Origin of the sequence: Polyangium mundeleinium (genome assembly GCF_028369105.1) — a bacterium.
GTDB classification, from domain to species: Bacteria; Myxococcota_A; Polyangia; order Polyangiales; family Polyangiaceae; genus Polyangium; species Polyangium mundeleinium.
In genome coordinates this window covers 11,038,958-11,062,829 of record NZ_JAQNDO010000001.1, presented here as the reverse complement: position 1 = coordinate 11,062,829, position 23,872 = coordinate 11,038,958, and the positions used below count along the sequence as shown (strand labels likewise).

General features: G+C 67.4%; 23 protein-coding genes and 1 tRNA gene. 12 read left to right on the top strand and 12 right to left on the bottom strand.

All coding sequences use genetic code 11. The features are described from left to right. Positions 1–46: 46 nt before the first annotated feature. Together POL67_RS43540 and POL67_RS43535 are read right to left on the bottom strand one after the other, a co-directional pair. Positions 47–1,912, bottom strand: coding sequence for a HEAT repeat domain-containing protein (locus tag POL67_RS43540; RefSeq protein ID WP_271927148.1), 1,866 nt, complete (start codon positions 1,910–1,912; stop codon positions 47–49). Continuing rightward, on the bottom strand, positions 1,909–3,387 hold the full coding sequence (locus POL67_RS43535) for a hypothetical protein (protein ID WP_271927147.1): 1,479 nt from the start codon (positions 3,385–3,387) through the stop codon (positions 1,909–1,911). Before POL67_RS43535 ends, POL67_RS43540 begins: the two co-directional genes overlap by 4 nt. A 50-nt stretch (positions 3,388–3,437) precedes the next feature. On the opposite strand from POL67_RS43535, the gene POL67_RS43530 reads away from it, so the two are divergent. Next, entirely contained in the window at positions 3,438–4,037 is a 600-nt protein-coding gene (locus POL67_RS43530; protein WP_271927145.1) for a phosphatase PAP2 family protein, read from the top strand. Here POL67_RS43530 and POL67_RS43525 read toward each other — a convergent pair. Genes POL67_RS43525 through POL67_RS43510 form a run of 4 tightly spaced genes read right to left on the bottom strand, consistent with a single transcriptional unit; the run spans position 3,958 to position 8,252 of the window. After that, on the bottom strand, positions 3,958–6,183 hold the full coding sequence (locus tag POL67_RS43525; protein WP_271927143.1) for a bifunctional serine/threonine-protein kinase/formylglycine-generating enzyme family protein: 2,226 nt from the start codon (positions 6,181–6,183) through the stop codon (positions 3,958–3,960). The genes POL67_RS43530 and POL67_RS43525 overlap by 80 nt on opposite strands. A 22-nt stretch (positions 6,184–6,205) precedes the next feature. Continuing rightward, positions 6,206–7,003 carry an HvfC/BufC N-terminal domain-containing protein gene (locus POL67_RS43520; RefSeq protein ID WP_271927141.1) on the bottom strand — a complete coding sequence of 266 codons (798 nt, stop codon included), beginning with the start codon at positions 7,001–7,003 and terminating at the stop codon, positions 6,206–6,208. After that, the gene (locus tag POL67_RS43515; RefSeq protein ID WP_271927139.1) at positions 6,996–7,871 is read right to left on the bottom strand and encodes an MbnB/TglH/ChrH family RiPP precursor modification enzyme; all 876 of its coding nucleotides are present in this window, start codon (positions 7,869–7,871) and stop codon (positions 6,996–6,998) included. The genes POL67_RS43520 and POL67_RS43515 overlap by 8 nt, the downstream gene beginning before the upstream one ends. A 3-nt stretch (positions 7,872–7,874) precedes the next feature. Continuing rightward, positions 7,875–8,252 carry a hypothetical protein gene (locus tag POL67_RS43510; RefSeq protein ID WP_271927137.1) on the bottom strand — a complete coding sequence of 126 codons (378 nt, stop codon included), beginning with the start codon at positions 8,250–8,252 and terminating at the stop codon, positions 7,875–7,877. 358 nt (positions 8,253–8,610) lie between these two features. On the opposite strand from POL67_RS43510, the gene POL67_RS43505 reads away from it, so the two are divergent. Further along, positions 8,611–9,225: an outer membrane beta-barrel protein gene (locus tag POL67_RS43505; protein WP_271927136.1), complete on the top strand. Its 615-nt coding sequence runs from the start codon at positions 8,611–8,613 to the stop codon at positions 9,223–9,225. 55 nt (positions 9,226–9,280) lie between these two features. On the opposite strand, the gene POL67_RS43500 is transcribed toward POL67_RS43505, so the two are convergent. Next, a complete protein-coding gene (locus POL67_RS43500) occupies positions 9,281–10,267 on the bottom strand; it encodes a DUF72 domain-containing protein (RefSeq protein ID WP_271927135.1) in 987 nt (328 codons plus the stop codon). A 388-nt stretch (positions 10,268–10,655) separates the two neighbouring features. Here POL67_RS43500 and POL67_RS43495 point away from each other — a divergent pair, with 388 nt between their 5' ends. The 8 genes from POL67_RS43495 (at position 10,656) to POL67_RS54480 (ending at position 19,344) form a co-directional block, all read left to right on the top strand. Next, on the top strand, positions 10,656–11,138 hold the full coding sequence (locus POL67_RS43495) for a hypothetical protein (RefSeq protein WP_271927134.1): 483 nt from the start codon (positions 10,656–10,658) through the stop codon (positions 11,136–11,138). Between the two features lie 209 nt (positions 11,139–11,347). After that, a complete protein-coding gene (locus tag POL67_RS43490) occupies positions 11,348–12,370 on the top strand; it encodes a methyltransferase domain-containing protein (protein ID WP_271927133.1) in 1,023 nt (340 codons plus the stop codon). Positions 12,371–12,529: 159 nt separating this feature from the next. Continuing rightward, positions 12,530–14,944 carry a SpoIIE family protein phosphatase gene (locus POL67_RS43485; protein ID WP_271927131.1) on the top strand — a complete coding sequence of 805 codons (2,415 nt, stop codon included), beginning with the start codon at positions 12,530–12,532 and terminating at the stop codon, positions 14,942–14,944. A gap of 22 nt (positions 14,945–14,966) precedes the next feature. Beyond that, positions 14,967–15,884, top strand: coding sequence for a slr1658 superfamily regulator (locus tag POL67_RS43480; RefSeq protein WP_136928627.1), 918 nt, complete (start codon positions 14,967–14,969; stop codon positions 15,882–15,884). 252 nt (positions 15,885–16,136) lie between these two features. Further along, positions 16,137–16,922, top strand: coding sequence for a PP2C family protein-serine/threonine phosphatase (locus POL67_RS43475; RefSeq protein ID WP_232379460.1), 786 nt, complete (start codon positions 16,137–16,139; stop codon positions 16,920–16,922). Next, positions 16,919–17,425, top strand: a complete 507-nt coding sequence (locus tag POL67_RS43470; protein WP_136928625.1) for an ATP-binding protein — start codon at positions 16,919–16,921, stop codon at positions 17,423–17,425. The genes POL67_RS43475 and POL67_RS43470 overlap by 4 nt, the downstream gene beginning before the upstream one ends. Then, entirely contained in the window at positions 17,422–17,829 is a 408-nt protein-coding gene (locus POL67_RS43465) for a hypothetical protein (protein ID WP_136928624.1), read from the top strand. The genes POL67_RS43470 and POL67_RS43465 overlap by 4 nt, the downstream gene beginning before the upstream one ends. 771 nt (positions 17,830–18,600) lie before the next feature. Then, the gene (locus POL67_RS54480; RefSeq protein WP_271927130.1) at positions 18,601–19,344 is read left to right on the top strand and encodes a hybrid sensor histidine kinase/response regulator; all 744 of its coding nucleotides are present in this window, start codon (positions 18,601–18,603) and stop codon (positions 19,342–19,344) included. Positions 19,345–19,352: 8 nt separating this feature from the next. Here the strand turns inward: POL67_RS54480 and POL67_RS43455 are convergent. Further along, positions 19,353–19,426: transfer RNA gene (locus POL67_RS43455), tRNA-Arg, on the bottom strand. 160 nt (positions 19,427–19,586) lie between these two features. Here POL67_RS43455 and POL67_RS43450 point away from each other — a divergent pair. Together POL67_RS43450 and POL67_RS43445 are read left to right on the top strand one after the other, a co-directional pair. Continuing rightward, positions 19,587–20,405 carry a hypothetical protein gene (locus POL67_RS43450; protein ID WP_271927128.1) on the top strand — a complete coding sequence of 273 codons (819 nt, stop codon included), beginning with the start codon at positions 19,587–19,589 and terminating at the stop codon, positions 20,403–20,405. Then, a complete protein-coding gene (locus POL67_RS43445) occupies positions 20,402–21,160 on the top strand; it encodes a L,D-transpeptidase (RefSeq protein ID WP_271927126.1) in 759 nt (252 codons plus the stop codon). Before POL67_RS43450 ends, POL67_RS43445 begins: the two co-directional genes overlap by 4 nt. A 34-nt stretch (positions 21,161–21,194) precedes the next feature. Here POL67_RS43445 and POL67_RS43440 read toward each other — a convergent pair whose 3' ends face one another. From POL67_RS43440 to POL67_RS43425, 4 genes are read right to left on the bottom strand one after another with little or no spacing between them, the layout of a single operon-like run. Then, on the bottom strand, positions 21,195–21,881 hold the full coding sequence (locus tag POL67_RS43440; RefSeq protein ID WP_271927125.1) for a class I SAM-dependent methyltransferase: 687 nt from the start codon (positions 21,879–21,881) through the stop codon (positions 21,195–21,197). Positions 21,882–21,905: 24 nt separating this feature from the next. Next, the gene (locus POL67_RS43435; protein WP_271927123.1) at positions 21,906–22,913 is read right to left on the bottom strand and encodes a D-cysteine desulfhydrase family protein; all 1,008 of its coding nucleotides are present in this window, start codon (positions 22,911–22,913) and stop codon (positions 21,906–21,908) included. Continuing rightward, a complete protein-coding gene (locus POL67_RS43430; RefSeq protein ID WP_271927121.1) occupies positions 22,910–23,413 on the bottom strand; it encodes an acyl-CoA carboxylase biotin carboxyl carrier protein subunit in 504 nt (167 codons plus the stop codon). The genes POL67_RS43435 and POL67_RS43430 overlap by 4 nt, the downstream gene beginning before the upstream one ends. Positions 23,414–23,417: 4 nt before the next feature. Further along, positions 23,418–23,852: a hypothetical protein gene (locus POL67_RS43425; protein ID WP_271927119.1), complete on the bottom strand. Its 435-nt coding sequence runs from the start codon at positions 23,850–23,852 to the stop codon at positions 23,418–23,420. Positions 23,853–23,872: the final 20 nt, after the last annotated feature.

The window sequence follows — 23,872 nt, the reverse complement described above, 5'->3', positions numbered from 1 at the left end:
GGACATTGAAATCCGGTGGCTGGAAAGGCCTATGACCAGGGGGTTTTCAGCCGATGCCGCGGCTTCGGAGGACCTCGCGGACGGCCGATTGGGCCGCGCTCGAGAGGCCAGGAAGGGCGGACTTCGCGACGTCGACGAACTTCATGCCGCGCGCTCTTTTGAGGGCCTCGATCGCAGCCTGACGCTCCTCGCGGCCGTCATGCTCGATCACCCCGAGGAGCATCTCGGCCGCCTCCAGCGTGTCGATGCGCGCGAGCGCCTTCACCGCAGAGGCGCGCACCACGGGGCTCGGCGACTCGCGGTAGATGCGGGAGAGCGGATCAAACGCGTGCGGGAATCGCAGTTCTTCAAGCGCCTTGGCGCCCTCCTGGACGACGCCGCCCTCGGCATCGACGAGCGCGTCGCGCAGCGTGATGAACGTACGCTTGTAAAGGAACCGCGAGAGCGCGCGGACCACGGCGATCCGTACCTCGCGCTCGGGCCTGCGGAAGAGAGCCTCGAGCGGCGAGAGGATCGTGTAGAGCTCGACCAGCGCGAGCTGCTCGGCGAGCGTGGCGTAGAGCTGGCTTTGCGCCGTTCGTCCGGGCGAGGCTTCCTCCTCGGCCTCGATCGCGAGCGCCGTGAGTCGCGCGAGCATGGCGCGTCGTCGCGTTACCTCCGACCACGCAGACGGGTCGAGCACGACGTCGCCTGCGGCCTGGCTCGCGCTGCCGCGTTGCTCCCACTCGACGAGATCGACGTGCCAAACCTCGGGGAAGCCGACCTCGTGGCGGAGGTGCGCCGGCAAGGGCTGGCTCTCGATCCGGAGGTCCTGCGCTTCGACGTAGCGCTTGCGCGCGTTCGTGTAGTGCTTGCGCCGCGCCTCTTCGAGGTCGAGCGCCGCGAGCTTCTCGTAGACGCCGCCGACCTTGCCGTACTGCCCCGCCTCGCCGAGCGCGATCACCGCCGCGAGCAGCGCGTTCTCCGCGATCGACGGCGGCGCGCCGCGCGCCTTCGACGCTTCGGCGACCTCCTGCCAGAGCCGCGCCTGCGCGAGCGTCCCGAAGTTCGCCACGGCCGGGAGCCCCTCCTTCCGCGCGTAGGCGCTCATCTCGCGCGCGAGCGTGGCCGCCGCCGAGACCTCCTTCTGCTTCTCCGCCGCGGAGAGCGCCTCCTCGTACGATTGGAGCGCGTAATAACGCAGGTGATCCTCGCGCAGGATGCGGATCACGTTCACGTAGCCCTCGAGCACGTGCTCGAACTCGCCGCTCTCCCGGCCGATCGCGATGAGCACCTGGTAGCAGTCGAACGCGCGCTCGCGCTGGCCGATCGTCTCGTACCGATCCGCCGCCTCTTCGAGCAGGTGCACCGACGCCACCACGGCCTCGCGCGCGGCCGCGGGCTCGCCCGTGCGCATCGACGTCCGCGCGAGGTTGAAGCGCGCGAGCCCCGCCGCGTAAAAGTCCCCGCCCGACGCGCCGAGGACCTGCGACAGACGCGACCAGAGCGCGCGCGACCGGTACAGATCGCCGCCGCGTTCCCGCGCGATCGCCGCCTGCGCCACGAGGCCCGCCGACTCGTACTCGTCCGCGGCCTTCGCGTAGAGCGCCTGCTTGCGCGACGCGTCCTCGGCCCGATCCGCCCACGCGAGGTAGGTGCGCGCGCGATCGATCATCGGCACGCGCCCGCTCGTCACGAGGTCCCGCTGCCCCTTCTCGCTGCCCGTGTACCAGTCGAGCGTGAGCGCGCCGCGCTGATCGCCGATCGCGACGAGCACCTCGCGCAGATCGCGGACCGCGGCGGCGTATTCCTCCTCGCGCGCGATGGTCTGTCCGAGCGCCGAGACGAGTGCAGTCCGCGCCCGCCCGAGGTCGCCCCGCGCGCTCGCCATCCGTGCTTCTTCGCGCAGATCGGAAACCGGCCGGCCGCTCACGCTTCCGCCCCTTTCGCCGCGCCCTTGCCCGCCTCTTCCCCGGAGGACGCCGTCGTCTGATCGAGGATCGACCGCGCCGCGTTGGCGCGCGCCGAGCCGCTCGACAAGGTCGCGTGGTCGACGACCCAGTGCGCGTCGAGCAGGTCGAGGTAGTCGAGGTCGAGCTTGCCGCCCGAGGGCAGGATGAACACGGCCGCGATGTGCGCCGAGCGCCGCACCGCCTGCACCATCTCGCGTGGAATGTAGAGCGCCGCGTGCGTGAAGAGGTGCACGACGGGCGAGCGTGGATCGCGGTGCCGGTGCAGATCGAGCTCCGTCGAGAGCTCGGCGAACACGCGCGCCGGGTTTCGACCGCGCTCGCCCTTGAACGAGAGCACGTGCGCCGTCGGCAGCTTGTCCCCGTGCGCCCGGTGGATCTCGTAGAGCCGCGCGTCGAAGAAGCGGAACGCCACGTCCTCGCCTTCGAGCAAGAGCTTCTTCGCCGTGGCGATCGCCATCCCGCGCGCGAACGTCTGCCGGTCGCCGCGCATCGATGCCGATGCGTCGACGAGCAGGTAATGCACCCGCTTCTGCTCGTCGCGGCTCTGCTCGCGCGCGTAGTAAAGCACCTCGTTGTCGAGCAACCTCCGCGCGAGCTCGAGGTCGTCCCAGGCGAGCTCCGTGAGCACGAGCCCGTCGATCGATCCACGCGTCCCGATCCCCGAGTACCCGTGCGCTGCCGTCGTCCCCGCCGCCGGCCGTGTCTTCGTCTCCAGCACGCTCGGCAGGATCTCCAGCGAGAAGTTCACGATGTCGTTCGCCTCCGGCGACTCGAGCGCCGCGAGCAGATCGACCTGCGTCAGCGCGCCGCCCGCGCCCTCCGCGCCGAGCATGCCGAAGAGCCGGAGCGTGTCGAGGTCGAGCGCGTCCGTCATCGTCAGCACGAAGAGCCGCGAGACCTCCAGCGCCGAGATCGCCGACGCCTCGAAGCCACGTCGCGCCGTGGAGAAGAGCTGCGGGAGCTGCGTGTCGATCCGCTCGAAGAGCGACGCGTCCATCGGCACTGCCGCGCGGTACGCCGGCGGCACGTTCACGCGCGACGCGACCGCGCCGAGCAGCCGCGAGAGCAGTACGATGACGAGATCGTCGCTCATCTTGAGCTCCGGCGCGCGCCGCGCCGCCTCGCTCTGCCCGAGCTCTTCGAGCACGCGCCGGTAGCCGTCGAGCAGCCGCTGGAGATCCGGCATCCCGCGCGCGATCGACGCGGGCTCGCAGCGCGGGCCGATCTCCACGTGATCACGCGACGTCGCGAAGAGCAGCCCCACGTCGTGCACGAGCGCGAACGGCAAGACGACGCCGAGCCGCCCGAGCCCCTCGTGCCACTTCACCGCCCGCAGCGCGAGTACGGTGCTCCCAGGGCGCACCTGGGACAAGGCGAGGGAGCCGAGCGGCCCCGTCACCGACGTATCGCCGAGGAGATGGTCGGGGACCGGCACGGCCAGACAACCTAGCAGGGAGCCGGCGCCAGAGAATATCCTCTCCGCGCTTGAGCCTCCTCGATGGGATCTTGGTGGCCGACGAGGCCCTCCTCCGCGCCGCCCGCGGCTCGCCCGCCTGGGCCACGCCTCTCTTTGTCGCCGTCACCTTCCTCGGCGGCGGCTGGGGCATGCTCGCTTTCATCCCCTTCCTCGCGCGCGACGCGACCCGCGCCACGACCGTGCGCCTCGTCGCCGCGCTCGTCGCAACGAGCGCCCTCGTCTCCACCGTGAAGGCCCTCGTCGGCCGCGTCCGCCCCTGCGACGCGCTCGACGCCTGCGAAGCCGTCTTCATCGCCTCGCCCGGCGGACACTCCTTCCCGAGCGGACACGCCGCAGGCTCGTTCGCGTTCGCCGCGTTCGTCGCCTCCGTGCGCCCGGTGTTCGCCGTTCCTGCGTTCGTCTTCGCCGCACTCGTCGCCTGGTCGCGTTGCTTCCTCGCCGTGCACTACCCGAGCGACATCCTCGTGGGCGCGCTCGTCGGCACGTCGATCGGGCTCGTCGCGGCGCGGCTCCGCGGGCGCTTGGACCTCAAAGGTTCATCACGCAGCGGAACCCGATCACCGGCGTCGTCGCGTCCGGCACCTGGTGGAACCGGAACGCAGGATTGAGCCACTGCTGCACGCCGCCGTTGAAGCCGCCGCCGCGGATCGCCTTCCTGTCACCCGCGGGCGCGCCCTTCGGGTTGATCTGCTCTTCGTCGGCCTTGTAGGTCTCGTACCAGTCCGCGGTCCACTCCCACACGTTGCCCACGAAGTCGTCGGCGCCGAAGCGCGTCTTGCCCTTCGGGAAGCTGCCGACGGGCGCCGTGCCCGGGTAGCCGTCGTCAATGTCGTAGAGCGTGCCCGTGAGCTTGAGGCCTTGCGCCTTCTCCCACGCCGCCCACTCCTTGCCGCCCGCGTTCATGTGCCCTGCCGCGGCCTCGTCCGCGCCCCAGGGGAACTTGCGCCCGTCGGAGCCGCGCGCCGCGTACTCCCACTCCGCCTCCGTCGGCAGGCGCTTCTTGCGGAACTTGCAGTACCCGTCGGCCTGGTGCCAGCTCACGCAGTTGGCCGGATGGTTCTCGCGGCCCGCCTTGCCGAACGTGCAGAACTCCGAGTACGCCTCGCGCTTCTTCTCGTGCTCCTCGTCCGTGCTCCCGGCCGTCTTCGGCCAGTTCGGCGCGACCTCCGGGCGCTTGCATTCGCCCTGATCCGAGCACTCCTTGTACTCGGCCGCCGTCACCTCGTGCAGGTCGACGCAGAACGTGTCGAGAATGACCTTGTGCGCCGGTTGCCAAAGCTTGAACGACGCTTCGTCCGAGCCCATGAAGAACTTGCCGCCCGGCACGAGCACCATCCCCGCCGGGCACTCCGTCGGCCGCGCGGCCGCAGCGATCGCTGCTGACGAGCTCGCGTTCGGCGCCACGCTTGCCACCGGCGCGGACGAGGCCACCGTCGGCGTTCCGCCCGAGGGCTTCGTGAACATCTTGTACGCGGCGAAGCTGCCGCCGAGCAGCGCGATCGCCGCGAACGCCGCGAACGCCATGAGCCCCTTGCCCTGATCCGCGGCCGGCGTGTTGCCCGTCGGCGCACTCGGCGCGGCGGGCGGCGTCGCCAGCGATCCCGGCGGGTCCTGCGTCGTGCGTTGCTGCGCGCCCTGCGATCCTGTCAGCGCGGGCGATCCTTGCATCACCGCGGTGCCGCCGTTCGGGCGCGGGAGCGTCTCCTGCAGCGCTCCTGGCATGCTCGCGCGTGACGCCGCTCGTCCGCCGGGCGACGACGTGATCGACGACGACACGCCGCTCGTCGTGCCCGGGTTCCACGCGATGTCCGGGAACACGGCCTCGTGCAGCGCGGCCCAGAAGCGACCCATCGACGGGTACCTGTCCGTCGGCGCGACCGCGAGCGCCTTCTCGAACACGGCCTCGACCTCGGGCGAGACTTGCACGCCGAGCGTGCGTGGCGTCGGCCGGCGCATCGGATCACGGCTCGCGAGGGCGAACTGGATGAAATCCTCGCCTTCGAACGCCGGGATCCCGCCGCGCAACACCTCGACCATGATGAGCGCCATCGCGAACACGTCGGTCCACGGACCCGTCGCGCCGTACGATCGGCTGAACTGCTCGGGCGCCCCGTAGTTCGGCGTGAACGCGGTGATCTCCTTGCCCGTCTGCGCGAGCTCCGCCGTCGCCGCCGCGTGATCGGCCATCACCTTCGCGATGCCGAAGTCGAGGATCTTCGTGAACGGCGAGGGCCCGCGCGGATCGCCGATGACGAAGATATTTGCGGGCTTGATGTCGCGGTGCGCGATGTTCTTCGCGTGCGCGATCTCGAGCGCCACGGCGACGGGTTCGAGCAGCGCGAGCGCCTCGTGGATCTCGCGCGGCTTCGCGCCGCTCACGCGCTCCACGAAGAGCACGTGATCGAGCGTCTTTCCTTCGAGCCACTCGAGCACCATGTACGGGATCCACATCCCGTCCGCGGTCGTGAACTTGCCGATGTCGCGCGCCTGCACGATCGCCGCCGAGCGGCTCGATAGGCTCGCGAGCAGCCGGCCTTCCTGGATGAACCCGTCGAGCAGCTCGTCGCGTTTGTTCTCGGGCGCTTGCGCGAGGATGCGGAAGCACTTGATCGCGACCGGCTGCTGCCAGATGAGGTGCTCGGCGCGGTAGACGACGCTGAAGCCACCCTCGCCGATGAGCGCGTCGATCCGGTATTTCTCGGCGAGAATCGTCCCGGTGATGCCGAGCGGGTCCTGTTGCGGGCTCGTCGTCATGGGAAAACGCGGAGGTGTCGGCTCATGTTCGTTCGCGGGCGACTATACCGCGCTCGCCCGCCGCGTGCGTGCCGGGATCGTGATTTCCTTGCTCGACCGCGCCGAGGACCACCCCGCGCTCCCCGAGGTCCGCGAGCACCTCGGACGTGCCTCGCAACACCGCCTCGTCGAGCGGCTCCCCGAGCGCCGTACACGCCGCCGTCACCGCCTCCCCGAGCCGCGCGCCTTCGAGGAGCCGCATGAGGATCGCGGCCGCGAGCGGCGAGAGCACGAGGCATCGGACCTCGTGCGCCCCGTCCCGGTACAGGAGCAAGGCCGTGGGCTGTTCTTGCGGCTCGCCCGACGTTTCCTCCGGCAAGCGGTGCACGGCCCACGTGGTCCGAACGACCCGGGCCGCGCCGCCGAACACGACCGCCCGATCGAGCGCGAGCGGAAGGCCGCTCGGCTCGCCCGCCACAGCCGCCGCTGCGACCTCGAATCGCGCGACCTCGTGACGCGCTAGATCGGCAATCCACGGCGGAACGGTCGGATCCGCGGCCCATCGCGCTGCAGCCCAACCGACGAACTCGGCCGCGGCGTCACGCAGGTACGGCGAGCGCGGCAGCGCCTCGTCGAGCCAAAGGTCCAGCGTCGCCTCGAACTGCGCCCCGAGCGCAGCCGCCGTGCGAGGCATCTGCGCCCGTACGGCCCCCACGATTCCGCGGCGAACGAGCGACCTGTACACCCCGAGCCGCGTCTCCGCCGGCGGCCCTTGCACGACCGCCGCGAACGTCGCCGCGACCTCGGCGATCGCGGCCCGCCCCTCCTCTTCTTCAGCCACGCGCCCGCGCCTCCCGCGCCGCGAGCCCTGCCTGGTAGGCCGCTTCGACCCGCGACAGCTCCCGCAGCAGCTCGTCGAGCGGCGGGATCGCGTGATCCCGCTCCAGCACCACGGGCACGGGCCCTGTCCGCTCGATCGTCCACGTGAGCAGCGACAGCACCTCGCCGAGCACGTCTGCGCCGTGCGTATCGATCACGAGGTCCGTCCCGGCGCGCTTCTCGTGCCCCGCCACATGGATCGCGGCGACCCGATCGAGCGGGATCTCCGCGAGAAACGCGAGCGGATCCGTGCCGTCGTTGATCGCGTTCACGTACACGTTGTTCACGTCGAGCAGAAGTTTTGACCCCGAACGATCGAGCACCTCTGCGACGAACGCCGCCTCCTCCATCTCCGGCGCGCCTGGCACGACGTACCGCGTGATGTTCTCCACCACCATCGGCAATCCGAGCCGATCCTCGGCCTCCCGCACCCGCGCGGCCACGTACGCCGCTGCGCCCCGCGTCTGCGGCAGCGGCAACAGCTCGTGCGCCATGCGCCCCCCGAACCCCGAAAAACACAGGTGGTCCGAGTGGAACGGCACGCCGAACCGCCGCGTGAAGGCGGCGAGCTCGCGCATGTACGCGTCATCCAAGGGATCGAGCCCGCCGAGGGACATCGAGAGCCCGTGCGAGAGCAGCGGACATCGCGCCGCGATCCGTTCGAGCGCAGCCGGGACGAACCCGCCCCGGCGCATGTAGTTTTCCGGCGCGACCTCGAAAAACTGCGCGGGCCCGAGCGGCGCGTCCGCCTCGACCCGCGCGAGCACGTCGTCGAGAAAGTCGAACCTGAGCCCGAGGCCGACTCCCGTGATCGTCGACCCGAAAGCCACCCGTTAGCCGCAGGATCCTTCGCCGCAGGCCGCCTCCGCGCCCTTCTTGGGCGCCGCGGCCTTTTTCGGAGCGGCCTTCGGAGCGGCCTTCGCCGTCGTCGCCGGAGCCGGCGCCGCTGCGGGCGCGGGCGTCGCTGCGGGCGCCGCCGGAGCTGCCGCCGCCGCCGGGGCTTCCGTGGGCGCGGCCGCCGCGTTCGTCGCGCCTGCCGCCTCCGTCCCTGCCGTCGACTCGGCCTTCTTCTCGTCCGTCGCGGCGCTTGCGGGGGCCTCGGCCTGCGGCTCCTCGGCGGCCTTCACGGGCTCCTGCGTCCCGGCACAACCTGCAATCATCGCGCTCGCGCCGAGGGCCGCGAGGGTCTCGTAAATGCTCTTCGCGTTCATCGTCTGCTCCTCGATACCTTGGTGATCCAACTACGGCCTTCACCCCCGCGCGGATCCGCCGCCCAGCATCCGCGCCCTCCCCGAGGCTTTCGTCGTCGCTCCTCTACTCTCTGCCCGAAGCGCCTCGGGCGGCAACAACAAAGGCTTGACAGCCCACGGCGACCTGACCTTCGCCGCGTGACGCCGCGCCTCGCGCGCCTGCTGTCCGCTCTCGCGGCACGACTCGGGTCCGGACCGCCCGTCTGGACGTGCAGGGTCCGACCTGCACAGCCACCATGGCCCGCAGCATGCACCGGGACACGTGCAAGGCGAGACTCGTTCTCGGCAAGGACCTCGAGCATTCGCTGAGGAGGAAGCAATGACCACCGGACGAATCGTGGCGGCCCTCGTGGCTTTTGCCGCCCTGGGAGCGCCGACCTTGGCCCACGCGCAGGACACCCGGCGCGGCCTGCCGCCGGCCGATCAGCCCGCCATTCGCCAGATCCCGAGGCCGACGGCGTACTCCGTGGAAGGCGGCGCGGGCATCGTCGGGTTCCTGGGCGGCGTCGGCAGCCTCGGCCCCGGCTGGAACGTGCGCGTCACCGGCATGATCAACGATCGCTGGGCGGTCGAAGGCAACTACCTCGGAAGCGCCAACACCCGCGCCGATACCCGCACCCAGCTCGTGATGACGTCGCTCGACGCAGGCTTCCGTTACAACCTCGCCGAGGCGAACCGCCTCCCGCTCCAGCCGTTCATCGTCGGCGGCGTCGGGTACGCCGGCTTCGCGGGCAGATACGGTGACGGCTTCACGCTCGTCGTCCCCGTCGGCGTGGGCGCGGATCGCATGCTCACCGAGAGCATCAAGGTCGGCGCGCGCTTCAACTACCGCCCGGCCTTCTTCGACAACCTGGGCTCGAGCATCACGCCGGTCAACGACGAGCCCGGCGCCGACACCTGGTCGCTCCTCGCGCAGATCGGCGGCGGCTTCTGATCAAGAGGAGGGGCGGACCTGCACGGGTCCGCCTCTTTCCGTCGGGACGTACGTCTCAGCGACCCGCAGCGATCCGCCGCGCGAGCGCGCGCACGGTCAGCGGCGCGGACCCTTCCACCTTGTTGTTCACGAGCACCATGAGGCTTCGGCCCTCGCGGGCGCAGCGCGCTGCGACCTCCACGACGTCGGCGCGGGACGCCTCGTCCGTCGCCACGATCTTGTCGAAGGGCGCGCAGATCCGCCGCCGCTCCTCGTACCTCTCGCCGGGGCGTATGGACAACCGGCACACGACGAGCGGCGCCGTCAGGATCTTCGGCACCGCGAGTTGCCGGCCGATCGTGGGCATTCGCTCCCACAGGCCGAGCACGTGTGTCACCTCGTGCCGCGCGAGCGTGTCGAGGTACGCCCTCGAAAGCAGCTCCGGGTTTCGGAGCTCCACGGCGTAGCGAAACGATCGCGGCGCTGCTTCGAAGAACCGATCGAGCCGCTCGGCGAGCTCGCCGGCATCCATCCGCTCCTCGGCGCGGATCGGCGAGAGCACGAGCAAGAACACGCCCACGTTCCGGGAAAAACTCTTCTCGATCGGAACGAGCACGCGCTCTTCGAACGCGCGTGGATCGAGGAACCAGGGGGAGCGCTCTCCCGTGTGGGGATCCCGCCGCGCCACGATTCCGCTCCACACCTTCATCGCGCAGCCGTACCCGTCGGGCAGATCGTCGCGGTACCGCGCGAGCTCCTCGGCGCGCAGCGGCGCGTAGTAGCTCCGATCGATCCCTACGGTGCGGAACAGCGGGTTTCGCGTGTAGAGCCGGAGCCCGTGCGTCGTGATTTCCCGCTCGGGGATATCCTTTGGGTAGAAAATTCCTCTCCAGCCTGGGAACGTCCACGTCGACGTCCCCATCTGAACGGTAGGAGCGAGCTTCTCGGCGATCGCGCGGTCTGCATCGATCTCGGGGAGCTCGGGCTCGGGCTTGCCCGAGAACAACACGAGCTGCTTCATGGGAAACACCTTCGGCCGGGCGAGCCGCGACGAACCTAGCATGCGAGGCTCGTTTCGTCTCGCCGCGGACAAACCCGAGGGTTTGGCGCCGGCTTTCGGGTGAACTGCGCTACAAGAGCTTTCTGCTTCTGCCGTTCTTCGCCGTCCGTCGCGGGCTTCGTGCTTTGCTCGCGGCCGTGTGGTGGACTGTGATAGGGGTGGCATGGTAGCTGCTACCCGCGCGTGCGCGAACGGCCGCTTGCGAAGCATGTTGAGACACGTCGCGAGCCACCACGGTTGGACAGACGGCACTCGACGTCGACGTCGGGACCGGCTAGCCTTTCTAGGCCGACGGTCGGCCGCCTTCGAGGTCCCGATGTCGATTGTCAAGACCATCACACCGGCTCCGCCCATGGAAGCCGAGTTCGCCTCGAGCCGATACAGGATGATCATGGCGGCTCGCTTTACAGTGGGCGGCTTTGCACGGGAGTGGGGGCACTGTCATCTGCTCGCGAACTACCTCGCTCGTTACGTGAGCGCGAACGAGGGGGACCCTGAGCGTCATGCGACGCTGCTTTCGACGTTCATCAACGAGCTTCTCGAGGTCATCTATCGCAACCACGCGGCAGACGGGCAGATCGAGCTCATCTTCCGCAGGCGAGCCCGGCACGTGATCCTGCAGATCACGCTCCCGGTCACCGAGCAGAATCGAGTATTCTATCGTATGGCCGTGCAGATCGTGAACCAGCCCGATCTCAAGAGCTGGTATCGCGCCAGGCTGGAGGATCCGGCGGACGGCGAGGATACGATGCTTGGTTTGCTCGAGCTCGCCGCCGTGTATACCTGTACGCTCACGATATCCGAGCCGCCGGGCCAGGACCGGTTGAGCCTCTTCCTCGAGCTGCCAGAGGTCGACGATATGGGGGAGGTATGAGCAACTCCGTCGCTCCCGCGTCTTCGGGTACGCCGTCCTCCGGCGTACCTCCTTCATGTATGCCCGTGGCCCTCAACATGAGGCTCACGGGGAACGAGGAGCAGGAGGTTACCCTTACGGGTACGTTGCGCCCGTTCGTCGCTGATGAGATGGCCTCGGTTCGCGCTTCCCTCGAGCAGGCGGCTCGAAGCGCGCGAGGCACGTTGTGCGTGAACTTGAAGCGGCTCAAGTACATGAACAACGTCGCGTTCCTCGAGCTGAACCGCTTCGTACGCTGGGTGGCGCATGCGCGCCCGGACCTTCGTATCAAGTTCGTCCTCTCCAGCGTCATTCCCTGGGCCATACGCAAGTTCCAGGTCATTGCCGAGCTCTATCCGGCGGTCACGATCGAGGTCTATGACAAGGCCCTCTATCCGACCCAGCCGGTGCTCGAGGACGACGAGTTCATTACCGTCCTCCGGATGCAGGAGAAGCTCATCTGGCATCACGAGCAGGAACTCCTGACGCAGCACGGCTTGCGCCCGGGGCTGCGCGTGGCCGACATCTGCTGCGGCCTCGGCTGCTTCGACATCTTCATCCAGCGTGACTTCCGGCCAGAGTACCTCGTCGGCGTCGATCATTCGAGGCCCCTCCTGCGGTATGCGCGGCAGGTGGTATCGGATTACGGGCTGGAGAACATCGAGTATCAATACGGCGACGCCGCGGCGCTCCTCCTCGCCGACAACTCGTTCGACTTCGTGGCCTGCCGGCTATCGCTTCAGATCTTCCATCAGCCGGAGAAGATCCTCCACGAGCTCGTACGGATATGCCGCCCCGGCGGGCGTATCTACATCACGAACGAGATGCTCTCCTGCGTGGTTGGCTATCCAAACGAGGAGGTCATTCAGCAGGGGTACAAGAGCTTCCTCCAGGTGAGCCGTCAGGGCGGCGTGGATCTCGACATGGGGCCGAAGGGGCGTTTCCTCCTTCAGGGCGCTGGGCTCGAAGATATCAAGATCAGCCAGATCAACATCAGCAACACGAACTCCGACCCGAACGAGCTCGCGCGGGTCGTCGAGCTCTGGATCCGCGTCGCCTGGCAGTTCGGCGCGGCGGCTGGCGTGGATCCATCCCATCACGCGGATGTCGAAAAGGGTTTGCGGGCACACATGGAAACGATCCTCAGCGATCGTGGCTATGCGGTATGGCCCATCATCGCTGCGTCGGGACGTAAGCCGTTCCGGACCAGCTGATCTCGGCGGCGAGCCACAGGAGTCAAGGAAACGTCGATCGTCGGACGCGAACGTTGGCCGGGGAAAGGGCGCATGTTTCGTGTGGATCCCAGGACGCAGACCGTTTAACGTGGCACCTCTGCCGGGGCCCCCGAGGGCGTTGCCAGGAGATAGGTAGACGTGTCGTCAGACGCTCGTGAGAGTCTCAGAGGAGCGAAGGCCAACGGCCTGCTCGCGAGATTCAAGAAATTCAACACCAAGTTTCTTCTGGTCACGGGCGTCAGCGTTCTGCTCGGCGCGATCCTCAACATGCTCGTGGCCCGTCAGGGCATCCACAAACTGAGCCTGGAGGCGACCCGCGAGATCGAGGCGGGCCTCAATATCGCCTACCGCGAGTCGCTGACGAACCACCTTGTCGACACGAGCCAGCACGTCAACTCGAGCTTTCAGCAAGCCATCGCCGACCTTGAGGTCGTCTCCGACATAGCGCAAACCATCGTCGACAAGGACGGCGACATGAGTGGCATCCACGCCACCCTGTCGTCGATGCCGTATTTCAAGGATCGGTTCTCGTTCACCCCGCCGACGCAGCGTAAGGACAAGGACGGTAAGGATCAGCCTGCGGGGGATTGGCTGCAGAACGACCCCACGGAGCCCTCGGTCATCACGGCCTGGGGCTACATGCAGAAGGACGGCGTGATCCTGCCCGACGCGCAGGCGGCGATCGACAAGTCCGCGTACCTGGACCTCATCCTGCCGTCGTTCACGCGGCATGGGGCGCCGAAGCTCCAGATCTACATGGTCGGGCCGCCCGCGTATCCGTTCGTGCGCCTTTCGCCATACGCGGACCTCGGCAAGGTCTTCGATGAGCTCTATCCGGGCCATAACAAGACGAACTTCTACGAGTTCTTCTATGCCGGCCTCATCCCGAGCTGGGAGACGTGGATCAAGGAACCCGGCGGCGTTCAGGCGCGCAAGACCCACGCGACGATCTTCCCGCCGTACATGGATGCTGGTGGCGGCGGCCTGATCATGACGATCTTCCACCCGGTGTGGGCGAAGGATCGGACGGGCATCGAGGGGGCGGTCGCCGTTGATCTGACGCTGGAGACGCTCATCACGTACATCAAGGACGTCAAGCTCGCAGAGACGGGCTTTGCGTTCCTCGCGCAGGCGAACGGCAACGTCGTCGCGGTGAATGACACCGGCGTGAAGAAGCTCGGCCTGACGACAAAGGCGGACAAGCAGGGCCTCGAGCTCCTGCATCGGTTCTTGAAGGACAGCACCGAGTCTGAGGTCGCGGCGATCGCGCTCCCGACCGACGTGGCGGTTCACTACCGCGAGGATGTGCAGATCGGCGGGCAGCCGCACATCATGGTGCTGAAGCAGTTGACGACGTTCCAGACCCTGGCGGACGGCAAGATCGCGCCGGAGAACTGGACGCTCGGCTTCGTGGTGCCGAAGAAAGAGATTTATGCGTCTTTGTACAAGGCGCAGGATGCGATCGAGGCGAGCCGGACGAGCATCGTGGCGAGCCAGGCGTTCGTCTCCTTCGGCTCGATCCTCGTCCTCATGGCGGGCGTCTTCCTCGTCTCGCGGAAGATGACCGGCACGCTCGTGGCCCTCTCGGAGGGCGCGACGCGCATGCGCCAGGGCGACTACGCGGTGCGCGTGCACGTGACGAGCGAGGACGAGATCGGGCAGCTCACGGCGGCCTTCAACGAGATGGCCGCCGAGATCCAGGCCCATACGAACAACCTCGAAGCGCTCGTCAAGGCACGGACCGGGGAGCTCGAGGACGCGAACAAGGAGATCATGAGCCTCAACGCCCAGCTCGCGCAGGAGAACCTGCGGCTCGGCGCGGAGCTCAACGTGGCGCGGCAGCTCCAGCTCATGGTGCTTCCGCCCGCGCAGGAGCTGCAGGAGATCAAGGACCTCGACATCGCGGGGTACATGTCGCCTGCGGACGAGGTCGGCGGTGACTATTACGATGTGCTCCGCGGCAACGGCGTCATCAAGATCGGCATCGGCGACGTAACGGGGCACGGCCTCGAGAGCGGCGTGCTCATGCTGATGGTGCAGACGGCGGTTCGTACGCTACTCGCCAGCAATGAGACCGATCCGACGCGGTTCCTCGGCATCGTCAACAAGGTCATCTACCAGAACATCCAGCGCATCAGCTCGGACAAGAACCTCACGCTGTCGCTGATGGACTACAGTGACGGCAAGCTCCGGCTCACGGGGCAGCACGAAGAGGTCATCGTCGTACGGTCCTCGGGCGAGCTCGAGCGTGTGGACACGACCGGGCTCGGGCTCCCGGTGGGTATGGACGAGGACATCACCGATTTCCTCTCCAACACCGAGATCGCTCTGGAGTCGGAGGACGTCGTCGTTCTCTTCACGGACGGGGTGACGGAGGCGGAGCGCACCGACACGGCGCAGTACGGCGTCGAGCGGCTATGCGAGATCGTCTCTCAGAATCACAAGAAGACGTCGCAGGAGATCAAGGACGCGATCATCGAGGACCTGATGAACCACATCGGAACCAACAAGGTCTACGATGACATCACCGTGTTGGTCATCAAGAGGCTATGACGCGTAGGAGACCGGCAACACTATGAGTGAGATCATTGGCGTCTATTCGCTGGACGATTCGTTCAGCGAGCACATGTCGTTGACCCTGTACCCGGATTCGTTCGCGGTGCGGTGGAGCCTCTGCAACCTCACGGCGAACTTCATGGCGGAGTACTTCGCCGAGCTCTTTCCGGATGCGGACAACGACGGGAAGCTCATCAGCCGGGCGGAGGTCAGCGGCGCGGTGAGCTATGTGTTGAACGAGCTCGTGGAAAACGCCGTCAAGTTCAACCGCAGCGGTGACATCAACGTCACGGTTGGGATTGGCAAGGAAGATCTGGTGTGCCTGGTGAGCAACCACATCGCCAACGGCGAAGTCCCTCCGCTGCGGGAGAAGCTGCTCGAGCTCTCGCGTGAGGATCCGGGGGAGCTTCTGCGTCGCCAGGCCGAGGCCAACGCCGAGGACGTCGAGGCGACGGGCTCCGGGCTCGGGTATCTCATCATCATGAGCGACTATGGCGTGAGCCTGGGGTGGAAGCTCGATCCGGTCTCAGCGCAGAACACTTGCATTAGGACGATGGCGCGGCTGCCCATCTTGAAGGAAAGGGCGAGAATGGAAATCAAAGGTGGAAACTATCGAGTCTGGTACGACCCCGCGGAGGTCACGGTCTACTTCGAGGGTATCTTGCGCCTCGGCGGACCGCAGGAATACCAGCCGATCGAGGATCTGCTCGAGAAGGTCCTCCTGGGCAATGCGAAGTCGATCACGATCGACATGCGCACGCTGAACTTCCTGAACAGCTCTGGCATCAACGTGCTCTACAAGTTCGCCATCGCCATGCGGAAGAAGGGTGACGTGCAGCTTGTCGTCCGGGGCTCGAAGGCCATTCCGTGGCAGGGCAAGTCGCTCCCGAACCTCAAGAAGTTCAACCAGAACTTCGAGATGATCTTCTGTGACTGATGGGAGAGGGGAACGTAGGGCGTCTGCGTTAGAGGATTTCTTCGAACGATGACCGCATCGAAGGACAGCTCGTCGGATCCGGTGGCCGAAGCTCGGTCGGAGCAGACGGATCTCGAAGCCGTCAAGGCGCTCCTATCGGACGACGCTGCTTGCAAGGCTTTGCTCGCGCGCGAGGGTGGGGCTCTCGAGCTCCTTACCCGGTGTCGGGGCTTGGTCGAGCAATGCGAGCGTCTCCGAGCCGACATCGACGAGATGTCCGTGGTGCACGAGCTCACGCTCGAGCACGCGACGCGCATCGAGAACGAGCTCGAGCTTCAGCACCGGACCCTGAGCGAGGACCTCGAGGTTGCCCGAGGGATCCAGCAGGCGCTTTTGCCAGACGCGTCCGCGCTCTCTGCGGAGCTGGAAATCGCCATCTACCACAAGCAGCTCGCGGAGGTTGGAGGAGATTACTACGATTTTTCCCAGCTACCCGGGGAACGCTTCGCTGTCAGCGTGTTCGACATCTCGGGGCACGGGGTGTCGTCGGCGCTCATCATGTCCTTCTTGAAGGCGCAGATTGAGAATGCGACGCGGCGTTCCGACAGCCCGAGCGCGATCGTGGATTGGGTCAACCGTGCATCGTATGCCTTCCTCCGCGGAGTGAGGCGGTATGCCACGGTGAACTTCGTTGTGTTCAGCGATCGGTTCATCCGTTACGTTTCCGGAGGCGGATATGGGCTCCTGGTCCGGCACGGGATGCAGCGAACGTTCAACAGGGTGGGCAATTACATCGGTTTGAGGACCAAACCGTTCCGTGAGTTCGAGCTGCCGTTCGAGCAGGGAGACGTCCTGGCGCTGTACACGGATGGTATGGTCGAGGCTTTAGATGCAGAGGGAAAGGGTTATACCGTGCAACGTCTCAACGACATCATCGCGCGGCATAGCGAAGAACCCGTCCAGGATATCCTGAAGAGATGTGTAGACGACTATACGTCCTTCAGGGCCGAGGACATCGACGACATCACGCTCCTCATCATGCGAAGGTGCGCTAAATGAGCGCCGGGGGCAACCGGACGCAGACGGCCGTCGGAGCGTCGATTTCCATCGCGCCGCTCGATCACGTGGCCGGCGACGTGGCAGGCCTGCTCGGGAACTTTCTCTTCGACCTTTTGGGGATGTTTTACCCGCGGCAGATCTGCTCGAAGGCGAACGTGGTCGTCATCGAGCTGGTCACCAACGTGATGGAGCATTGCTCGATCCGGGACGGCGCCTTGCGCGTCGACCTGAAGATCGACGGCGACGAGCTCATGATCACCGTGGCGAACCCCGCCACGGAAGACGAGTTCAAAGCCGTCCGCGATCGCTTCACCATCATCGCCAACGCCGAGGACCCGCGGAAGCTCCTCGCTGACACGGTCTATCGCCGGCGTATCGACAAGGCGAAGGGAGGCCTCGGCCTCATGCGACTCACCGCGGAGAGCAAGTTCAAGCTCACGGCTGAGTACGAGCAGGGGTTCCTCGTTGTCAAAGCGCTATTCCCGATGAGAGGTTTCGCATGAAGGTCCTCACCTATGGTGAAATCATGGACGGCGGACTGAGCGTGTTCCACTCGGTCGCGAAGCTCGATGATCATCACCTGATTCTGACGTTCGAGGGCGTCATCCGGGTGGACAACCCCTACCGCTACCTCCACACGTACCTCGAGGAGCTCGCGAAGGTCCTCCCCCGGCAGTCCGTCACCGAGACGACGATGGACTTCGTCAAGATGCGCTTCTGCAACTCGAACGGGTTCTACGTCATCATGGATATCGTCGACGCGGTCTACAACCTCGTCCCCGGCCGCGTCACCGTGCGCCGTATTGCTGACGACGATTGGCAATGCGAGACCCTGCCCATCCTGCTCAACTTGAGCGAGGAGCACATTGCCGCGAGGACGAACTTCGAGGACGTCAAAGCGCCCTGACCGTCTGAACGCTCGAACCGCCGAGCGTCCCGTCCCTCCCCATGATCCGTTTTTGCTCAAACGGATTTCCTTTCCATCCATTCCACCTCGAATCTCTGCTTGCAGGACGCCGCCGTTCGTCCAGAATCGCGGTGTCGCGAGATCCGTAGCTATTTCGTTCCGATCGCCGGAACATCGCGGAGCCAAGAGGTACGGTATTGAACCGCTCGGAGGCGCCTTCGACACGCGCGGCGTGGAAACGTTACGCGGTGGCGCTCCTATCGGCCGGGTTCGGTCACGGCGCGCGCGCATTGCTGACGCCGGCGGTCGGCAATGCCGTTCCGTTCATCACGATGTTTCCCCGCCGTGGTGCTGAGCGGCTGGTATGAAGGATTCCGTGCCGAAATGCTCACCACACTCGTCGGCGGCTCCAGCGTGGCTGGTTTTCCTTCGACACGATGAGCCGACGCTCGGCGGGTCGATCGAAAAGGTCACGAGCCTGGTCGTTTTTCTCCTGATGGGCGTGCTCATCCGTTGGCCCACGAACGAACGCAACGCGGCGATTGCGCTCCTGCGCGAGGCTCACGAAAGTGAGCGCTTGGCGCGGCAAAACGCCGAGCGAGCGACGGCGCGCGTGGAGGCGCTGCGCAGCTAGGCCGAGGCGGCCAATCGCGCGAAGGACGAATTTCTGGCGATGCTCGGGCACGAGCTGCGCAACTCGCTCGCCCCGATGGGCACGGCGCTCGAGCTGATCCGCATGCACGCGGCGGACAGCTCGGCCGACCCGAGCAGGTGATCACGCGGCAAGTGCATCACCTCGGCCGGAGGGTCGACGATTTGCTCGACGTCTCGCGCGTCGCACGTGGCCTCATTTCGCTCTCGAAGCGCCCCACCGAGCTCGAATCGGTGATCACGCGGGCGCTCGAGATGGCGAGCCCGCTGCTCGAAGAACGCCGCCACCACGTGACCATGAACGTGCCGCGGACTGGACTCTCCGTGAACGCGGATCCCGACAGGCTCGCGCAGGTCTTCGCCAACCTTTTCACGAACGCGGCGAAGTACACCGAGCCCGGCGGGAGTGTCGAGGTCTCGGCCGCGCGACATGGCGAGACCCTCGTGTCCGCGGTGCGCGACACGGGCGTGGGCATGAGCGCAGAGCTGCTCGCGCGGGTCTTCGAGCCGTTCGTGCAAGGCGCGCAGGGCATGCGAGGAAGCAGCGACGCTGCTCGCGGACGTGATCCGCGCGCAGGGATGGCTCGTGGCCGTGGCCTTCGACGGGCCGCAGGCGCTCTCGATGCTCGAGTCATTCGCGCCGGACGTGGCCGTGCTCGACATCGGGCTGCCGGTGATGGACGGCTACGAGCTCGCCGCGCGGATCCGCGAGCATCTGGGGGCGCGGCGCCGCGCCTGCTCGCGGTGACGGGGTATGGCCAGGAGGAGGATCGCAGGCACACGGCCGAGGCGGGCTTCGAGCACCACCTCGTAAAGCCGGTGAGCACAGACGTGCTCCCCGCTGCGATGAACGGGATGCGGTGAAGACTCTGCGCGCCACAGTGGATTCGAACCACTGGCCTTCGGCTCCGGAGGCCGACGCTCTATCCAGCTGAGCTAGTGGCGCACGCCGCGTTTTCGGACGCGGGGGCCAGCAACCTAGCGGGAAGTTTGCCCCTGCGCAAGCTCTTCGAGCGTCCTTTGGTGTGGGGTCCGTCGGGGCCGTCGTTTCCGGGGCTCGGGCTCAAAACTTGGCCCTCTCGGCTGACTTCCGGCATCCGGGGCCCATGGACGCACGCAAGCGGCTCTCCCTCCTGGCCCTCGGTGTGCTTGCGCTCGCCGGGTGCAAGGGCAAGGGCTCTCCTGAGGGCATCGTCAGCTTGTCCGCGCCTGCCGAGCAGGTCGCGGCGGATCCGGCGACGGTCCCCAAAGAGGGCGGCCCCCGCATTGGCGCCGTGGAGATGGCGGCGCCCGTCTACCTGAAGCCGGATCGAAGGTCGCCGAAGATCGGCTACCTGCGCGCGGGCGCGACCGCGGTGCGCGGGGAGAAGCCGGCTGCGTTCGACGACTGCCAGGGCGGGTATTACCGCGTCCTTCCGGCTGGATACATCTGCGCCGAGGGCAGCGCGTCGATCGACATGAAGCACCCGATCTTGCGGGCGCTCACGCGTCGGCCGGACCTCTCGAAGCCGATGCCGTATCCTTACGCGTTCGTACGAGCCATCGCGCCGAACTACTACCGGCCTGCGTCGAAGGCCGAGCAGTTCCAGTACGAAATGCGGCTGAAGGAGCACCTCCGCAGCTACAAGCGCCTCCAGAAGAAGTGGGATGCGATCGAGGTCGGCGCGAACGACGTGCCGCTCGACGCAGAGGGCAACGCGATCGGCGAGCCGCCGACCGAGGCGCCGGACCTCCCGGATCAGGAGCTCTACGGCGGCGATGGGAACGACGCGATCCCTGGTTTTTCCAGGGCGGCCGCAAGATCCCGAACATCTCGACGTTCAAGGTCCCCGACTACGCGATCATCACGAACCGCGTCGCACGGCACGCGGGCCTCGCGCTCATCGGCACGTTCGTCGGCGACAACGACCGGCGCTTCGCGATGACCACGGATGCGCGCCTCGTGCCGACCTCGAAGCTCAAGCCTGCGCGGGGATCGACGTTCCACGGCGTCGACATGCGCAAGGGCTGGGAGCTGCCGCTCGCGTTCGTGCGCGTCCCCGACGCGTACAAGTACGACACGAGCAAGCGCTCGCTCGAGAAGGCGGGCAAGCTCGCGTTCCACACGCCCATCCAGCTCACGGGCAAGAGCATGCGGATCGGCGAGACGCGCCTCGTCGAGGCCAAGGACGGGACGTGGATCAAGGACAGCGACGTGGCGATCGCGGTCAAACCCTCGGAGCTGCCGAGCTTCGCGGCGAAGACGAAGAAGTGGATCGACATCTCGATCCTGAGCCAGATCCTCATCCTGTACGAGGGGACGAAGCCGGTCTTCGCGACGGCGGTGGCGACGGGCCGCGACGGGCTCGGGGATCCCAAGAAGACGTACTCGACCGTGCGCGGCACCTTCAAGATCCGCGAGAAGCACGTCACGACCACGATGGACTCGCACGAGGTCGGCAACAAGTTCGAGCTGCGCGACGTGCCGTGGGTGCAGTACTTCGAGGCGGGTTACGCGCTCCACGCGGCGCCGTGGCACGACGAGTACGGAAAGCCCCGGAGCCACGGCTGCATCAACCTCTCGCCGATCGACGCGCGCCGCGTCTTCATGTGGACCGATCCGCCGCTCCCCACGGATTGGCACGGCGTGCAGGCGAGCGAATCCACGGGCGAAGGCACCGTGGTGCACATCCACCCCTGAATCTCCACTCCACGCGCGCGGGCGCTCTTCGACGTCAGGGTTTGACGGCGGAGAGCGTCCAGTGTCGATCGCTCGTCTTCCGCACGGCCGACGCGGGGATTCCGAGCGGCGCCACGAACGTGGCGATCTCCGAGACGGTGAGCGCCGCGGCGAGCGAAGCGCGGAAGAGAGATCGTTGGTGCTCGAACGATGGCACGGCGGCCGGATCGGCCGGGCGCTCGCCGCCGTGGAGCGTGACGAGACGATCGATCTCGGCTTCGGTCTCGGGCCGGTGGAGGTCGCGCACAAAGAGAAGGCCACCGCGGGAGGTCACGCGCCACATCTCGGCGAGGACCTGCGCGGGCTCGGGGATGTGGTGGATGATCGAGTTCGACACGACGGCGCCGAAGGATCCGTCGGGGTAGGGCAGGGCCTTCGCGTCGATCTTCGCGACGGTCACGCGGGAGGCGAGGCCCGCGCGCGTGATGTTCTCCCGGGCGAGCGTGAGCATGTGCTCGGCGAGATCGATGGCCACGACCTCGGCGTTCGGCGAGAGCGCGCAGAGCTCGATCGGGATGCGCGCCGTGCCCGTCCCGACGTCGAGCACGCGCTTCGGGACCGGGAGAACCGCGAGCACATCCTCGCAGAACGCGCGGTTCACCGCGGCGTGGTCCATGGCGTCGTAGTCACGGGCCTCCTCGGGGGTGTCCATGACCTCGGGTTCGAGGACGCGCGGGAGCATGGGTTCGCCTCTTCCTTTGGTTCTTCAGTCGAGACCGAGCGCGTCCTCGAACGTCGCCCCTTGCGCCAGGAGCCCCGGCAAGCCGCCCGTATGCACGAACAGGATCCGCTTGCCGGCGAGCGGGCCGCCCGCGCCTGCGAGATCCATCAGCGCCGAGAACGCCTTGCCCGTGTACACCGGGTCGAGCACCATCCCGGACAAACCGGCCACGCTCGTGATCAGGCGGCGTTGTTCGGGCGTGCTCACGGCGTAGGCCGGGCCCTTGTGGGCGTCGTCGACCGTCACGCGCGCGGGCTCCGGCAGGCGCGGGTCGAGCGAACGCGCCTCGCGGACGATGCCTTCGATCCGCGCCTGGAACGTGGGCGCATCATCGCAGACCGCGACGGCCACGACCTCGCTCGCCACCCCGTGCAGCGCTGCGCCGAGCGCCGCGCCCGCCGCCGTGCCGCCCGATCCACACGCGACAACGACCGCGTCGAACGCCTTGCCCCCGCCGAGCCCGAGATCGATCTGCCGCCGCACTTCGCCCATCGCCTCGACGTACCCGAGCGCGCCGAGCCCGTTCGATCCTCCCTCGGGGATCACGTACGGCTTCTGCCCCTCGGCCCGCAGCTCCTCGGCGGCCCGGTCCAGGATGCGCTCGCGATCCCGGTACTGCTCGGGCGTGATCAGCCGGATCTCCGCGCCGGCGAGGCGGTCGATCAGCACGTTGCCCTCCAGCGGAGGGTCGAGCGACGGATCGTTCGTCCTCAAAAAAAGCACCGCGCGCAGGCCGAGCGAGGCGGCTGCGAGCGCCGTGGCGCGGGCGTGGTTCGATTGCAGGCCCCCGCAAGTGAGCACCGTGTCGCACTCGAGCGAGAGGGCCTCGCCGAGCAGGAACTCGAGCTTGCGGATCTTGTTGCCCGCCTCGGCGCCGCCCGTCATGTCGTCGCGCTTGACCCAAAGGTCGATGCCCGTCGCGGCGGCGAGCCTTCGCGGGCGCTGGAGGGGGGTCGGCAGGTGGGCGAGCGGAAGGCGCTTTCGAAGACTCATTCGATCTCGACGAGCTTGGCACCCCCCTCGACGGTCGCGCCAGCGGTCACGTAGACCTTCTTCACCCGACCGTCGCGCGTGGACGCGAGCTCGTTCTCCATCTTCATGGCTTCGACCACGACGAGCGGCCGCCCCGCGTGGATCTCGTCGCCCTCGGTCACGAGCACCTTGAGCACGCGGCCCGGCATCGGCGACGTGATGAGCCCCTCGCCGCCGCCGCTCCTGCCGCCCTGCACGCTCGAAAGCGCGCGCAGCCGTTCGTTCTCGACGCGCGCGTAAAACCGCCGCGACGACGTGACGACGCCGACCTCGGGGGGCGTCCCCTCCATCCAGAGCTCGACCGAGCGCCCGCCGAGATCGAGGTGCACCGCGCCCTGGTGGTCGTAGGCGTCGATCGCGAACGATCGCCCCTCGACCTCGGCGCGGATCTCGCCCGAGGGCAGCACGGTCAGATCGACGGGGACCTCGCGGCCGGAAGGGAATTTGACGAAGTAACGCATGAGATCAGTTGGCTTTCGGCACCAGAGCGCAGCGGCCCTCGTAGCACATGCAAGGGTTCACGTCGGCGCTCTGGCAGTCGGCCATCATCGAGCAGACCGTGTCCGGCTTACGCGGCTCGGCACGTGACGCCGCGACGCATGCCCGCGCATGACACGGCACCGAAGGCGCGCAGTCCGCGTCCTTCGTGCACGCATCGTCGCTCTTCACGGGCGCGGGCAAGCTGCAGACGAACGGGCCCGGCGCTGCTCCACTGGGAGGGCTGCTCGCCACGGGCGAGCTCACGGCGGCGCCAGGTCCCCCACCGCCCGACACGCCCGGCTCGGCCGTCGGCTCGCCGCTCGGGGGCGGCGTGGTGGTCTCGGGTCCGGGTTCGGCCGCGCCTGCGCAGGCCACGAGCGCGAGCGCGAGCGCCGCGCAGATCGATCGCACGTTCCGCATCGGGGGCGGGAGCTTAGGCG

What these genes read in the sequence shown, in the direction of transcription:
- POL67_RS43525 (WP_271927143.1), bottom strand. Translation starts at nt 6,183, where the DNA reads ATGACGACGAGCCCGCAACAGGACCCGCTCGGCATCACCGGGACGATT.
- POL67_RS43510 (WP_271927137.1), bottom strand. Translation starts at nt 8,252, where the DNA reads ATGAACGCGAAGAGCATTTACGAGACCCTCGCGGCCCTCGGCGCGAGC.
- POL67_RS43505 (WP_271927136.1), top strand. Translation starts at nt 8,611, where the DNA reads ATGACCACCGGACGAATCGTGGCGGCCCTCGTGGCTTTTGCCGCCCTG.
- POL67_RS43500 (WP_271927135.1), bottom strand. Translation starts at nt 10,267, where the DNA reads ATGCTAGGTTCGTCGCGGCTCGCCCGGCCGAAGGTGTTTCCCATGAAG.
- POL67_RS43495 (WP_271927134.1), top strand. Translation starts at nt 10,656, where the DNA reads ATGGCGGCTCGCTTTACAGTGGGCGGCTTTGCACGGGAGTGGGGGCAC.
- POL67_RS43480 (WP_136928627.1), top strand. Translation starts at nt 14,967, where the DNA reads ATGAGTGAGATCATTGGCGTCTATTCGCTGGACGATTCGTTCAGCGAG.
- POL67_RS43475 (WP_232379460.1), top strand. Translation starts at nt 16,137, where the DNA reads ATGTCCGTGGTGCACGAGCTCACGCTCGAGCACGCGACGCGCATCGAG.
- POL67_RS43470 (WP_136928625.1), top strand. Translation starts at nt 16,919, where the DNA reads ATGAGCGCCGGGGGCAACCGGACGCAGACGGCCGTCGGAGCGTCGATT.
- POL67_RS43465 (WP_136928624.1), top strand. Translation starts at nt 17,422, where the DNA reads ATGAAGGTCCTCACCTATGGTGAAATCATGGACGGCGGACTGAGCGTG.
- POL67_RS43450 (WP_271927128.1), top strand. Translation starts at nt 19,587, where the DNA reads ATGGACGCACGCAAGCGGCTCTCCCTCCTGGCCCTCGGTGTGCTTGCG.
- POL67_RS43445 (WP_271927126.1), top strand. Translation starts at nt 20,402, where the DNA reads ATGACCACGGATGCGCGCCTCGTGCCGACCTCGAAGCTCAAGCCTGCG.
- POL67_RS43440 (WP_271927125.1), bottom strand. Translation starts at nt 21,881, where the DNA reads ATGCTCCCGCGCGTCCTCGAACCCGAGGTCATGGACACCCCCGAGGAG.
- POL67_RS43435 (WP_271927123.1), bottom strand. Translation starts at nt 22,913, where the DNA reads ATGAGTCTTCGAAAGCGCCTTCCGCTCGCCCACCTGCCGACCCCCCTC.
- POL67_RS43430 (WP_271927121.1), bottom strand. Translation starts at nt 23,413, where the DNA reads ATGCGTTACTTCGTCAAATTCCCTTCCGGCCGCGAGGTCCCCGTCGAT.
- POL67_RS43425 (WP_271927119.1), bottom strand. Translation starts at nt 23,852, where the DNA reads ATGCGGAACGTGCGATCGATCTGCGCGGCGCTCGCGCTCGCGCTCGTG.